The 13,547-nt window shown below is 64.9% G+C and carries 10 protein-coding genes; 3 read left to right on the top strand and 7 right to left on the bottom strand.

Going from position 1 to position 13,547, the window contains the following annotated elements:
- Positions 1–4 precede the first annotated feature (4 nt).
- From AB7290_RS41515 to ugpB, 7 genes are all read right to left on the bottom strand, one after another.
- Entirely contained in the window at positions 5–184 is a 180-nt protein-coding gene (locus AB7290_RS41515; protein WP_028148078.1) for a DUF4089 domain-containing protein, read from the bottom strand.
- A gap of 18 nt (positions 185–202) precedes the next feature.
- Positions 203–1,942: a dipeptide ABC transporter ATP-binding protein gene (locus tag AB7290_RS41520; RefSeq protein WP_085399229.1), complete on the bottom strand. Its 1,740-nt coding sequence runs from the start codon at positions 1,940–1,942 to the stop codon at positions 203–205.
- A gap of 283 nt (positions 1,943–2,225) precedes the next feature.
- Positions 2,226–3,125 carry an ABC transporter permease gene (locus tag AB7290_RS41525; RefSeq protein WP_085399228.1) on the bottom strand — a complete coding sequence of 300 codons (900 nt, stop codon included), beginning with the start codon at positions 3,123–3,125 and terminating at the stop codon, positions 2,226–2,228.
- A 3-nt stretch (positions 3,126–3,128) separates the two neighbouring features.
- Positions 3,129–4,142 carry an ABC transporter permease gene (locus AB7290_RS41530; RefSeq protein WP_085399227.1) on the bottom strand — a complete coding sequence of 338 codons (1,014 nt, stop codon included), beginning with the start codon at positions 4,140–4,142 and terminating at the stop codon, positions 3,129–3,131.
- Between the two features lie 242 nt (positions 4,143–4,384).
- Positions 4,385–6,007, bottom strand: coding sequence for an ABC transporter substrate-binding protein (locus AB7290_RS41535; RefSeq protein WP_085403976.1), 1,623 nt, complete (start codon positions 6,005–6,007; stop codon positions 4,385–4,387).
- A 246-nt stretch (positions 6,008–6,253) separates the two neighbouring features.
- A complete protein-coding gene (locus AB7290_RS41540; RefSeq protein ID WP_085403977.1) occupies positions 6,254–7,207 on the bottom strand; it encodes an aminoglycoside phosphotransferase family protein in 954 nt (317 codons plus the stop codon).
- Positions 7,208–7,213: 6 nt separating this feature from the next.
- Positions 7,214–8,596 carry a sn-glycerol-3-phosphate ABC transporter substrate-binding protein UgpB gene (gene ugpB, locus AB7290_RS41545; protein ID WP_085403978.1) on the bottom strand — a complete coding sequence of 461 codons (1,383 nt, stop codon included), beginning with the start codon at positions 8,594–8,596 and terminating at the stop codon, positions 7,214–7,216.
- Positions 8,597–8,739: 143 nt separating this feature from the next.
- Here ugpB and AB7290_RS41550 point away from each other — a divergent pair, with 143 nt between their 5' ends.
- From AB7290_RS41550 to AB7290_RS41560, 3 genes are all read left to right on the top strand, one after another.
- On the top strand, positions 8,740–9,735 hold the full coding sequence (locus AB7290_RS41550; RefSeq protein WP_085404085.1) for a TRAP transporter substrate-binding protein: 996 nt from the start codon (positions 8,740–8,742) through the stop codon (positions 9,733–9,735).
- Positions 9,736–9,818: 83 nt separating this feature from the next.
- Positions 9,819–11,819: a sensor histidine kinase gene (locus tag AB7290_RS41555; protein ID WP_223154137.1), complete on the top strand. Its 2,001-nt coding sequence runs from the start codon at positions 9,819–9,821 to the stop codon at positions 11,817–11,819.
- On the top strand, positions 11,789–13,534 hold the full coding sequence (locus AB7290_RS41560; RefSeq protein ID WP_063979952.1) for an ATP-binding response regulator: 1,746 nt from the start codon (positions 11,789–11,791) through the stop codon (positions 13,532–13,534). The genes AB7290_RS41555 and AB7290_RS41560 overlap by 31 nt, the downstream gene beginning before the upstream one ends.
- Positions 13,535–13,547 lie beyond the last annotated feature (13 nt).

Here is a 13,547-nt window from a genome sequence, read left to right on the forward strand (position 1 = left end):
GGGGTCAGACCGTGAAGATCGGCGCGGGCTCGGTCTCGTCCGGCAGCGCGAATTCGTCGACCAGTCGGCCAAGCCGGAGCGAGACTTCGAGATTGGCGCGCACCGCCGGCCTCCAGGCCTCCTCGACCGGCAGCGCCAGCGCTTTCGATACGGCGTCGATATAATCGTCCAGCGGCTCGGCCATCACTCTCTCAAGCTGATCTCAGTGCACTGGCAACGGCGGATGCGGGATCGCCGTCAGCAGCTCCTTGGTGTAGTCGTCCTGCGGATCGCTCAGGACTTTCTCGGAAGAGCCTTCCTCGACGATCCGCCCCGTCCGCATCACAATGACACGATCGCACAACAAGCGCACTACATTCAAATCATGCGAGACGAACAGATAGCTCATACCTAGCCGTGCCTTGAGGTCCTGAAGCAGGTTCAGCACCACCGCCTGCACCGAGACGTCCAGCGCCGCGGTCGGCTCGTCCAGTATGACCAGTTTTGGATGCAGGGCGATGGCGCGCGCGATGCCGACGCGGGCCTTCTGGCCGCCGGAGAGCTGGTGCGGAAACCGATCCAGCAGATTGTGCGGCAGCCCGACCATGGTCGCGAGCTCCTCGCAGCGCGTTCGCAGCGCATCGCGTCCCCTGATGTCGCCGAGTTGCATGATGGGGTCGGCGATGGCGCGGGCGGCGGTGAAACGCGGGTTGAGGCTGTCGGTCGGGTCCTGGAACACCATCTGGATGCGGCTGCGCTGCGGCAGCCGGGCGAAGGAGGCAGGCGCGATGGCGCCGATGTCCTCGCCGTCGAACTGGATCAGGCCCGAGGTCTGGTCCAAGAGCCGCATCACCATCATCGACGTCGTCGATTTGCCGCAACCGGATTCGCCGACGAGGCCGACGCTCTCACCATGGCCGATGGAGAGGCTGATGCCGTCGACGGCGCGGAACACGTCAGGCTCCACGGGCGGCTTGCGGCCGAACAGTTTTCCGAGCGTGGCCGTGGCACCCTGGCGGGGATATTCCTTGACGAGCTTTTCGATGAGCAGGAGGGGCTTGGAGGTCTCACCTTGCGAAGGCTGATGGATGGCCGGGTCAGGCCCGGCCATGACGGCTGCGGATGAGGACGCGCCCTCCTCCTCGGCCAACAAATCCCGCAAGGACACGCCGAGCCGCGGCGTCGCGCGCATTAGCTTCTTGGTGTAGGGGTGCTGCGGGTTGGCGAAGATGTCGGCGGCTTTCGCGGTCTCGACCACGCGGCCCTTTTCCATCACCACGACGCGGTCGCAATAGGCTGCGGCCAAACCCAGATCATGCGTGATCAGGATGGTCGACATCGCCTTGCGCTTGGTCAGCTCGACGATCAGGTCCATCACCGCCTTCTGGGTGGTAACGTCGAGGCCGGTGGTCGGCTCGTCCGCGATCAGGAGCTGCGGATTGCAGGCGAGCGCGAGCGCGATGACGACGCGCTGGCACATGCCGCCTGACAGCTCGAACGGATAGGCGTGGTAGCGCTCGCGCGGGCGGGCGATCTTGACCTGCTCCAGCGCCTCGATCGCCTTTTCTCCGTGGTCCGAAACCATGGCTTGCTGCACATGGGTGCGCAGCACGTCCTCGATCTGGTCGCCCACTTTACGGATCGGGTTCAGCGCCGCGCGCGGGTTCTGGAAGATCATCGAGACTTCGCGGCCGCGCAGATCGCGCATCTGGCCTTCGGTCGCGGCCTTCACGTCGATGCCCGAGAACATGACCGAGCCCTCGGCGATCCGCCCCGCCCGGTCGAGGATGCGCATCACCGCATAGGACGTCACCGACTTGCCGGAGCCGGACTCGCCGACGATGGCGAGCGTCTCGCCCTTGGCGACGGAAATGTTGACGTGCTGCACCGCTTTGACGATGCCGCGGCGGGTGGTGAATTCGACCGTGAGGTCCTGGACGTCGAGCAGGGGCTGGGCGGTCATGAGGGCCTCCCGATCAAAAATGTCGAAAACAACCCCATGCACAGTAGAACGGGGTTGGAATCATTGGGGAATTTCGGCGGGAAATTTGCGTGTGAGGCGGGCACCGGCCTCTCGTCCCCTCCCCCCTTGCGGGGGAGGGTTGGGGAGAGGGGTGGCCCCGGGAGAGGTCGGAGTTCGTGGCTACCCCTCTCCCTGCCCCTCCCCCGCAAGGGGGGAGGGAATGAGAGAGCGGTGCTCTCCTCACTTCCAAGCGTTGCGCTTCTCATCCCGCACTTGACAATCATCACGTCCTCCGCTGGGGGTCGACGATGTCGCGGAGGCCGTCGCCGAGGAGGTTGAAGCAGAACACGGCGATCATCAGAGCAAGGCCGGGGAATAGCGCGATCCACCATTCGCCGGAGACCATGAAGCCCGCGCCTTCCGCGACCATGATGCCCCATTCGGCGGTGGGCGGGCGGACGCCGAGGCCGATGAAGGACAGGCCCGCGGCGTTGAGGATGGCGTAGCCCATGGTCAGCGACATCTGCACGATCATGATCGGCATGATGTTCGGCAAGATGTGCACCAGCAGGATGCGGAATTCGCCGTTGCCGGAGAGACGCGCGGCCTGCACGAAGCCGGCATTGCGGCGGACATTGGCTTCGGCGCGCGCGACGCGGGCGTAGAGCGGGAAGTTCACGATGGCGGTGGCCAGAATGATGTTCTGCACGGTATTGCCGAGGGCGGCGACGATGCCCATCGCCAGCACGAACAGCGGGAAAGCCATGATGGTGTCGGCAATGCGGCCGACGATGCGGTCGGTCCAGCCGCCGAAATAGCCGGCCGCGATGCCCGCAAGCCCGCCCATCAGGAACACCAGCACGACGGAGGCGACGGCGATTAACGTATCGAGCCGCGTCGCCACGATGACGCGGCTAAAAATGTCGCGGCCGAGCTGGTCGGTGCCGAACCAGTGCGCCATCGACGGCGGTTTCAGCGCCGCGGCGGTATCGGAAGCGAGTGGATCATACGGCACCACGTAGGGGCCGAAGATCGCCGCGATGAGGATCACGATGAGCAGCGCGAAGGCGAAACCCGTGACCTTGTTCTCACCGAGAACGTAGCGGGTCTGTTCGAGGATCGCGACGAGCCCCGAGGTCCGCGCAGGGCCGACGGGTTCAACAGCAGGCGCAACGGAGCTCATGATTTAGCCCTCCAACCTGACACGCGGATCGATCACGCCGTAGAGAATGTCGATCACGAGATTCAAAAGCACGTACATGACCGCCATGGTCAGCACGAAGCCCTGCACCGGCGCGAAGTCCGACGAGATCAGCGCTTCCACCGCGTAGGAGCCGATGCCGGGCCAGGCGAACACTTTTTCCACCAGCACGTTGGCCCCGAGCAGGAACGAGAACACCATGCTAAGCGTGGTGATGACGGGCAGCATCGCATTGCGAAACGCGTAGCTGATGATGACGGTCGACGGCGACAGACCGCTGGCGCGGGCCGTACGCACGAACTCCGACGACAACACCGCCAGCATCGAGGCGCGCGTCATGCGCGCGATCGGCGCCAGCGAGAAGATCGCGAGCGTCGTCGCCGGCAGGATGAGCTGGCTCAGCGCGGAGCGGAACGCCTCGAAGTCGCGTGCGATCAGGGTGTCTATCAGATAGAAGCCGGTCACGGTCGGCGGCGCGCTGGTGAACACATCGAGGCGGCCGAGCGGCGCGGGCGACCAGCCGAGCCGGAAATAGAAGACATAGACCAGCACGAGGCCGGTGAAGAACACGGGCAGCGACACGCCGGCCGTCGTCGTGACACGGCAGAGATGGTCGACCCATGATCCCGGCCGCGTCGCCGCGAGCACGCCGAGCGGAATAGCGATCACGACCGAAACGATGAGGCCGAGCAGCGTCAGCTCGGCGGAAGCCGGCAGGCGATTGCGGATCTCGGCCGCGACCGGCTGTCCCGTGGTGAGCGAGTTGCCGAAATCGCCATGGGCGAGGTCGTTGGTGTAGCGGAAGAACTGCTCGATCAGCGGCTTGTCGAGGCCAAGCTTCTTGCGGATCTGCTCGACGGCTTCCTTGGTCGCGGCGGGACCGGCGAAGTATGCGGCGGGATCACCGGGCAACGCGCGCGTGAGCAGGAAGGTGACGATGACGACCCCGATCAGCGAGGGAATCGCGAACATCAGGCGCTTGCCGATCATGGTCAGCATGGTGACCTCCTCGTGCGCTCAGCTTGGAAATGAGATCGCGCCGCTTGCACCGCTGCGTTCCCTCCCCCCTTGCGGGGGAGGGTTAGGGAGAGGGGTGGCTCCGGGAGAGGACTGAGTTCGTGGCTACCCCTCTCCCCGCCCCTCCCCCGCAAGGGGGGAGGGAGTGAGAGGGCGGTGGCCGCCTCACTCGAGTCCGGAAGACCACCACATGCCGATGCGTCGCCGACGATCAGCATGACGGCTCACCCCTTCACCAGCGCGCGGTAATCCAGCCTTCGGTGGAACCAGTATTGGTAGCCGCTGATGTTCTTCTGCATCGCGACGTTGACGAAGGGCTGGTACAGCGGGATGCGCGGGATGTCGGTGAAAGCGAGATCGACGAAGCCCTTCACGTCGGCATCGTAGGTCGCAGTGTCGCCGGTCGCCGCTGCCGTGCGCGCGCCGTCGATCAGCTTGTCCATCTCCGCCGACTTGTAGCTCATGGTGTTGAAGACGGAATTGTTGCCGTGATAGCACCAGTAGAAGAAGTATTCGGGGTAATCGAGCCAGCCCGAGAACACGTTGGTGAAGAGCGGCATCTCCTTCTTGTTCAGCTCGGTGCGCCAGTTGGCGCCGGGCACCTTGTTGATGGTGGTCTTGATGCCGATCTGCGCGAGTGACTCCTGCACCAGCACGCAGAGCGGCTCGTTGACGCCGGCAAAATTCAGGTCGAACGAGATCGTGGTCTCGAAGCCGTTGGCGAGGCCCGCCTCCGCCATCAGCGCTTTCGCCCTCTCGATGTCGGTGTTGTATTTGTGCGGCTGCGGCCAGGCGACTTCGGTCGGCTTGTCCTTCGGCGCGCCGAACATCGGGTTGGCGAGGCCGAACATCACCGCGTCGATGATCTTCTGATAGGGCAGCGCGTAGGCCACCGCCTGACGGACCTTCGGATTGTCGAAGGGCGGCTTGGTGACGTTCATGCCGATATACTGGATGCCGTTGGAGAACGGCAGCGACACGACGTTGAGCTTGCCGTTCGCCTTCATCTCCTGAAAATCCTTGTTGGGCAGCTCGTAGGAGATGTCGGCGTCGCCCCGCTCCAGCAGCGCGCGGCGGTTGCCGGCCTGCGGCACCATGCGCCAGATCACGCGCTTGATCTTCGGCAAGGGACCGCAGACCCAATCCTCGTTGCGCTCCATGATCACTTCGGTGCCGGCGGTCCACTTCGTCACCTTGTAGGCGCCGGAGCCCGCAGTCTGCTGTTTTGTAAACTCGAGACCCCAGGGGTCCTTCTCGCTGGCGTTCTTCTTCACCAGCTCGGAATTGACGATGCAGGGCACGATGACCGCGAGATCGGGGATCGTGAGCTTGTCCTTCTTCAGGAAATCGACGCGCACGGTGGTGTCGTCGATCACGACGAACTGCTCCGGCTTGGTGAGAGAGCCCGCACTCATCTGGAAGGTCGGGAAGCCGCCGACGCTGACGGCGCGGTCGAGCGACCACTTCACGTCCTTGGCGGTGACGGGCGTGCCGTCGTGGAATTTGGCGTTCTTGCGCAGCTTGAAGGTGACCGACATGTCGTCGATCTTCATCTCTTCGGCGAGCTCGGGCTTGAACTTGTCGCGGTCGTAATAGGGTACGCCGCCGGGGCCGGTCTTCATCTCGTGGCTGATCAGGCGGTCGTAGCAATTCCAGGACACTTCATAGCCGGGCACGTTGGTGCCGACGCCGTGGATGTCGAGATTGTTCGGGCCGCCTTCCGAGACGATCAGCAGCGTCTCCGAGCGCGCATCGGCATAGGCGGTGGAGATGACCTGTGGCATCGCCGGAAGTGCCGCGCCTGCGGCCAATCCGGACACGGACTTGAGGAAATCGCGGCGCTTCATGAAAATGCTCCAACGCAAAAGTTTCTGGTTGGAACAGGGATTCGCAAGGTTCGTGCCAGCGCTTAACGAGGTCTTAATTTCCAAATAAGATACTGATTCTGAATAATATTTTTGATATCTTGGCGATTGATCGCGTTTTGGACAAGCCGGTCAATTGCATACAAAGATGCGATTCTGCTCTAAAAATAAGCTGAAAGATTGAGCGCTGCCGGATTGAGCAGGCCGTCGCAGATGCCCCGGACCCGTTCAGCCCGCCCAGATCAGATCCTGCAACTCGACGAGATCGTTCGCCCTGTCCTGCCAGCCCTCGATACAGACGTGGCTGTTGAGGTCACTGGCGCGGTGCAGCAGCATCAGCGCCATCAGCCGGCGCTTGAGCGCATAGTCCGGCTTTGCATAGCCAAAGCCCTCGAGCAGACTGCGCACCCTCCCCGGCCGGCCCGCCGCCATGAAGGCGCCGGGGCCGAGCAGATCGTAGTCGCGCCATCCCGTCAGCACGTCGCCGAAGTCGAACAGGCCCGCGAGCGACCATTGATCGTCGTGGCAGGCGAGCAGGAAGTTCTGGGGGATATATTCGCCGACCAGGATCACCGGCGGCGCTTCCATCGGAATCAGCTCGGCCGCGTCGCGCAGGAGATCGTCGAGGCCTTCGAGGAATTTCGGTGCAAGGCCGAGGCGCGTGTGCCGCGCCTTACAGCCCTGCATCTGGGCGCGCATGAAGTCGTCCCAGCGCGGTTCAATGTTTGCGAGCGGACCAAGCGGCGCGTGCTGCACGGCGGCGATGGTCTCGCCGATCTGGCGCAGCAGGCGCTCTTTCTGATCTTCCGCCAGCTGCGGCCACACCTCCGAGCCGAGCGTGCCGGCAAGGCGCGTGATGACGAGGTAAGGCCAGCCGTCGCGCTCACCCTCCGCGACGATCTCGGGAATGGGTAAGGAAAGGCGGCCGGCAAGCTGCGCCAGCGACCCGCGTTCCGAGACGAATTGCGCGCCGAGCTGCGGCGGGAAGATTTTCAGGATCAGCTTCTCACTGAGGCCGACGACGAGATTGGTGCCTGTTACAAACACGTGCGGCGCGCTGGTATCGAGACCGTGGCTGCGTGCGATGTCGAGCGCGATCGGCAGCCATCGCGGAGGATCGGAGCGAAAGGCGCTAAAGCTGTCCGCATCGGCGAAAGCCGGCAGCGGCGCGACGTTCGTCATCTGCCGCTACCGGTCCGGGCTGGCGCGCTCGAACTGGCGCAGCAGCTTGTTGCCGCGCTCGACCGCGGCATCGAGCGCTGCCTGCGCACCCTTCTGGCCGGCGAAGGCCTGCTCCAGCTCGTCCTCGATTGCGCCGCGGATCAGCACGAAGGAGCCGAGCCGGATGCCCTTCGAGTTCTCCGTCGGCTGATGCAGCGTGATCTCCTCGAACGAGATCGCGGAGCCCGGATTGCGCTCGTAAAAACCCTGCGCGCGCGTCAGCTCGAAGGCGGCGCGGGTAATCGGCAGATAGCCGGTGTTCTGGTGCCAGGCCGCCTGCACGCCGGGCTGCGACAGATAGGCGAAGAACCGCGCCACGCCCTTGTATTCCTGGCGCGGGCGGTCGCGCAGCACCCACAGCGTGGCGCCGCCGATGATCGAGTTCTGCGGCGCGTTCTTCACATCGGGCCAGTACGGCATCATGCCGTAGCCGATATCGAACTTCGAATTCGCCTTGATGTCGGCCCGCGTCGCCGAGGAGCCGATGAAGATGCCGCATTCGCCCTTCTGGAAGCGCGGCTCGGCCGACTGGCCGCGGCCGCCGTAATCGAACACCTTGTCCTTCTGCCACTCGGCAAGCTGGGCGATGTGTTGCACGACGACCGGGTTGTTGATGGTCAGTTCGGCATCCAGCCCCGCGAAGCCATTGGTCCGCGTCGCGAGCGGCAGATTGTGGAAGGCGGAGAAATTCTCGATGTGGATCCAGGACGGCCAGGAGGTGGTGAAGCCGCACACAGCACCGCGCTCGCGCAGGCGCTTTGCGGCAAGCCCAAGCTCGGGCCATGTCTTCGGCGGCGCCTCCGGATCGAGGCCCGCGTCGCGGAACATGGTCTTGTTGTAATAGAGGATCGGCGTCGAGGAATTGAACGGGAAGGACAACAGATTGCCGGCCGCATCGGTGTAATAGCCGGAGACTGCGGGAAGGTAATCGCCCAGCGAGAACGGCTCGTTCATGTCCCGCATCATGGTGAACACGGGATAGATCGCGCCCTTGGCCGCGGTCATGGTGGCGGTCGCGACCTCGTTGACCTGGACGATCGCCGGTTGGCTGCGCGAGCGGAAGGCGAAGATCGCCGCCGTCACCGTCTCGGTGTAGTTGCCCTTGTAAGCAGGCACGATGCGGTAATCGGACTGCGAGGCGTTGAAGTCGGCGGCGAGCTTCTCGAGCTGCCGGCCAAGCTCGCCGGACATGGCGTGCCACAGCGCGATGTCGGTTGCGGCGCGCGCCTGAAGAGGCATTGCGAGGACGATGAAAGCGGCGAGGATCCGCAAAAGACTCGATGCTGAAATCACGATGGCTCTTCCCGTGTCGCGCGGCAAAGGCGACCGTACCTGCTTAAGGCGCGGCATTTCCTGTTTCAACCGGGAATGAACGGCGGCCGCGCCGCACAATCGCTCCGCCGGGTGCGGCGGGATGGCCTTCCCTCAACCATCTGCTAGATTGCATTGAACCTTTTTGCTTCGCCATAGACTCCACCACTGAGGGGTTGAGTGTGCCAGTGCTGAACCGTGCCGAACTCTCGCGGACCGGGTTGATCTTCGTCGCGCTTCTGCTCGCGGTCTGCGCGACGAGCGCAGCTGCGCGCGAATTCCGCGCCGCCGACACCCAGGCCGAGGATTACCCGACCGTCCAGGCGCTGCGCTACATGGGCGCGCTGATTGCCGAGCGCACCGGCGGCCGGCACGAGATCAAGGTGTTCCATTCCCGTCAGCTCGGCGAAGAGAAGGAGACCATCGAGCAGACCAGGGTCGGCGCGATCGACCTCAACCGGACCAATGTGGCGCTGATCGGCAACTTCGTCCCGGCGATGAACGTGCTCGCCATGCCGTTCCTGTTCCGGTCCATCGAGCACATGCAGAAGGTGCTGGACGGGCCGATCGGCAGCGAGATCCTCGGCAGTTTCGAGCCCTACGGCTTCGTCGGGCTCGCCTTCTACGATTCCGGCGCGCGGTCGATCTACAACGGCGTCCGTCCGATACGGACTGTCGCCGACCTCAGGGGATTGCGGATCCGGGTGCAGCAGTCGGAGTTGATGAGCGAGATGATTCGCTCGCTCGGCGCCGAGCCGGTCGAGATGCCCTACGGGCAGGTGCTCACCGGGCTTGCCAACCATCTGATCGACGGCGCCGAAAACAACTGGCCATCTTTCGTGACGACAGACCATTACAAACATGCCGGCCACCTCGCGCTCACCGAGCACACGATGAGCCCGGAAGTGCTGGTGATCTCGCTGAAGGCCTGGAAAAGCCTGTCGGCGGACGACCAGCAGATATTCCGCGAAGCCGCGGCTCACTCCAGCCGGTTCATGCGCGAGAAGTGGCGCGACCTCGAGGAGCAGTCGCAGCACAAGGCTGAAGCCGCCGGCATCACCGTCGCCAGGGACATCGACCGCAAGCCGTTCGAGGAGGCGATGGCTGCGATCTATGCCAAGGCGGGGCGCGATCCCGCCGCGGCCGCGCTGATCGAACGCATTCGCAAGGTGGAGTGAGCCGCTTGGCTGCACTTGGACACAGCGAGCACGCAGACAGGCCGCCCGGCCCGCTCGGGCGGCTGCGCGCACGCCTGGTCGGGATGCTCCGCGCGGTGCCGATCCGCTGGCGCATCCTGTCGATCGCGGCGCTGAACTCGGCCGTGGTCGTGGTGCTGGTGGGGCTGATCTGGAACGGCACGCAGGTGCTGGGCTCGGCCTGGGGCGACGTCCGCCAGGTGCGCGAGTCCGACCGCATCCTGGCGCTGCTCGAGAGCGAGACCGGGCGCCTGCACAATCTGATCCACCGCTACATCAACCAGCCGAGCCCGGACCTATTTGCCGAGATCCTGCTGCTGCGCGAGGCGGTGCTGGGCACGCTCACCGACCGTGCCGCCAAGGACCCGATGCTGTCGGGCTCAGTCGAGGAGCTGGAGCGCACCACCGACCGCTTCCTCAACGGCTTCGGCGAGCTGCGCAGCGTGCAGGCGACCATCGCCAAGACCTATGAGGAGCAGGTGCAGGGCCCGGCCAGGGACATGGCCGGGCTCTATTCCATCATCGAAGGTGCCACCGGCCATCGCGACGCCTTGATCTGGCCCTCGCTCGGCAAGTCCCGCGAAGCCTTCACCGCGATGCTGGTGGCCGCCAACTCCTACTATCTGTCGCTCTCGCCCGGTGCCGCTGACGACGCGCGCCGCAACACCGAGACGATCGAGAAGACCATTCCGGTCATGATCGATCTCGCCGACAACGACCTGCAGCGCATGGCGCTGCAACGGCTCGGGACCCGCACCATGGCGCTGCGCGAGGGTTTCGCAAAACTCTCCGAGCAGCTGACGAGCCGCACCGAATTGCTGCGCAACACCATCGACGCCAGCCAGGCCGAGGCGATCGGCGCCATCGACGACCTCTCCACCAAGATGCGCCAGCGCGAGCAGAAGGCGCAGGAGACGTTTGATCGTACCCTCGCCGATATCTCGCGGCGGGTGCTGTCGATCGCGGTGATTTTCCTCGGCATCATCCTCACCGCGGGCGTGCTGATCGCGCTGTCGATCCGCCTGCCGCTGCAGCAGATCATGACCGCGATGCGCGCGATCACGCTCGGCGACCTCGACCGCGAGGTGCAGGGCACCAAGGCACGCGACGAGGTCGGCGCCATGGCGCGCGCGGTCGAGGTGTTCCGCGAGAACGCGATCGCGAAGCGCGAGACCGAGGACGAGCTGCGCGCGTCGAAGGAGAAGGCCGAGAGCGCGCTGCTCGAGCTCAACACCGCGCAGCAGAATTTGATCGACGCCGAACGGCTGGCGGCGCTCGGCGGACTCGTCGCCGGCGTCGCGCACGAGGTCAACAACCCGATCGGCATCAGCCTGACCGTCGCCTCCAGCTTCGCCCGGCGCACCGAGATCTTCGAGGCCCAGCTCAAGGGCGACGGCGGCCTGCGCCGCTCGCAGCTGGAGGAGTTCGTGCAGTCCTCGCGCGACGCCTCGCAGCAGCTCGTCGCCAACCTCACCCGCGCCGGCGAGCTGATCCAGTCGTTCAAGCAGGTCGCGGTCGACCGCTCGCATGCCGAGCGGCGGCAGTTCTCACTCAGCGAAGCTACCGACCAAATCATCGCCAGCCTGCGTCCGGTCCTGAAGCGCTCGCCGATCACGCTCCAGGCCGACGTGCCCGAGGGGCTCCTGCTCGACGGCTATCCCGGCTCCTATGGCCAGATCCTGACCAACCTCTTCCTCAACGCGGCCAACCACGCCTTTGCCGACGGCCGCGCCGGCACGATCACGATCTCGGCGCGGCCGCGCGGGACCGACGACATCGAGATCATCTTCGCCGATGACGGGGCCGGCATGACCCCTGACGTGCAGCGCCAGGCCTTTGACCCATTCTTTACCACCCGGCGCAATGAAGGTGGTACGGGACTCGGCTTGCATATCGTCTATAACCTTGTCACCCAGCAGCTCGGCGGGCGCATGATGCTGGAATCCAAGCTGGGACAAGGCACTACTTTTCGCATTATCATGCCCCGGGTCGCCAAGGGCGGCGCGCAAAGCACAGAGACTGACGGGACTTCTCAATGGCCGAACAGGACGATGTCCTCCACCTGATCGACGATACCGGTACCGCACCGGAGGACCAGAACGCACGGAAGTGGAAGATCGCCGTCATCGACGACGATCCGGCCGTGCACGACGGCACCCGCTTCGCGCTGTCCGACTACAGCCTCAACGGCCAGGGGCTGGAGATCCTCTCCGCCCATTCCGCGGCGGAAGGTCGCAAGCTGATGGCCGCGCATGGCGACATCGCCGCCGTGCTGCTCGACGTCATCATGGAGACGGATGTCGCCGGCCTCGAGCTGGTCGAGTTCATCCGCAACGAGCTCAAGAACGAGACCGTGCGTATCATCCTGCGCACGGGACAGCCCGGCCAGGCGCCGGAGCGGCGCGTGATCGTCCAGTACGACATCAACGACTACAAGGCCAAGACCGAGCTCACCGCCGACAAGCTGTTCACCTCGCTGACCGCGGCGCTGCGCTCCTATCAGCAGCTCGAGCGCATGGTGCAGACGCGGCGCGGGCTCGAGATCATCATCGACGCGGCCTCGACGCTGTACGACTTCAAGTCGATGCAGCGGCTCGCCGAGGGCGTGCTGACCCAGCTCGCCTCGCTGCTCAATGTCGATTGCGCCGGCATACTGGTGCTGCGCGACAATGGCGGCGTGGACCCCGAGCTCTCCGTGCTCGCCGGCAGCGGCTGCTACAGCCGCTTCATCGGCACGACCTCGTCGAAGGCGCTCGACCCCGATCTGCGGACGATGGTGGAAGCCGCGTTCCAGGGCCGCAAGAACGAATTCGCCGACCACCGCAGCGTGATCTATCTGCGGACCGGCTCCGGCCGCGAGGTGGTGGTGCTGCTGCAGGCCGAGCGCGAGCTGTCCGAGACCGACCGCTCGCTGGTCGAGATCTTCTCCAGCCGGCTCTCGATCGCCTTCGACAACGTCATCCTCTACCAGCAGCTCCAGGACGCCAACACGCAGCTCGAGGACCGCGTCGCCCAGCGCACCCGCGCGCTGATGCAGGCCAACCGCCGCCTCTCGGCGCAATGGCTGCGGCTGCAGCGCGCCAACGGCTTCAAGAACGAGATTTTGGGCACCGTCGCCCACGACCTCAAGAACCCGCTGGGCGTCATCCTCGGCCGCACCGAGATGCTGAAGGAGCTGATCTCGACCGGCGCCTCGTCCGATGGCGTGGTCGCCCAGGTCGATCACATCCGCGATGCGACGAAGCGCCTGACCACGATGGTTGATCATCTGATCTCGGACGCGATGGCCGATGCCTTCGACATTACCATCCGCCGCGAGCCGGTCGACGTCGCGGCGCTGGTGAAAGAGGTCGCCGATGCCAACCACCCGCTCGCCGTCAACAAGCAGCAGGCGATCAGCGTCACGGCGCCACCCAACATCGTCACCATGTGCGACACCGACCGCATCCGCGAGGCGATCGACAATCTGATCAGCAACGCCATCAAATACTCACCGATCGGCGGCAAGATCATCGTCGCCGTCACCCATGAGGCCAGCGATACCGTCGTCCGCGTCAGCGACGAGGGCGCCGGCCTGTCGCCGGAGGATCTCGGCCGCCTGTTCGGCCGGTTCCAGCGGCTGTCGGCCAAACCGACCGCGGGCGAGAGCTCGACGGGGCTTGGGCTTTCCATCGTCAAGCGTATTATCGACATGCATGGCGGCGAGGTGACGGCCGAGAGCGACGGTCCCGGCAAGGGATCGACCTTCACCATCACCCTGCCCGCGACCGAGTTGCCGTGATTCGAGTACCGAG

The sequence above is a fragment of the Bradyrhizobium sp. 613_E4_N2_2 genome (genome assembly GCF_052075995.1).
Classification (GTDB): Bacteria; Pseudomonadota; Alphaproteobacteria; order Rhizobiales; family Xanthobacteraceae; genus Bradyrhizobium; species Bradyrhizobium barranii.